Consider the following 589-nt stretch of genomic DNA (forward strand, 5'->3'; position numbering starts at 1 on the left):
CCGCCCGCTCGAGGGGACATCATGAAGAAAATCGTGTTTGCCATCACGCTGTCGCTTGCAGCCGGCTCGGCCGTTGCACAGACCAGCAATTCAAGTTCCACGACGTCCGCTTCGTCGGGGGCAACCAACGCCGGCAACAACCAGGGCATTACGCTGAATTCGAACAACAGCGGATCCAGCACCGTGAAGACGGTGCCCCCGGTTGGTGGCCAGAGTTTTTATGGTTCGTTTTCGTCCGATAGCTGCATGGTGTCCGCCGGTGGCGGCGGGTCCGTGGTGGGCTTCGGCATGAACGTGGCCATTCCGATCGAAGACCAGAAGTGCAGCCTGCGGCGCAATTTTGAACGCACGATGCAGGCTGCCGCGTCGACCAAGGACGCTGATCGTTCGCGCCGGCTGGAAACGGCGGCTATCGACATCCTGTGCCAGACCGACGACCGCACGAAGGCGGCATTGGTGGCGCAAGGCTTGTGCACCAATCCTGCCCTGACGACGGCCGATCACCGGTTTGATACGACGGCGGTCGCACAGGCGGCGCCGACCACGGCCACGGCCGGAGCGCCGGCTGCGGGTTACCCGGCCGCGGGTG

At 64.0% G+C, this 589-nt stretch carries 1 protein-coding gene; it reads left to right on the forward strand.

What is annotated here, in order from left to right; all coding sequences use genetic code 11:
- Positions 1-21 precede the first annotated feature (21 nt).
- Positions 22-589: hypothetical protein (locus ACNPP0_RS10860; RefSeq protein ID WP_448705862.1), on the forward strand; the 568-nt coding region annotated here is incomplete at its 3' end.

This window comes from Achromobacter semiaridum (assembly GCF_053543755.1).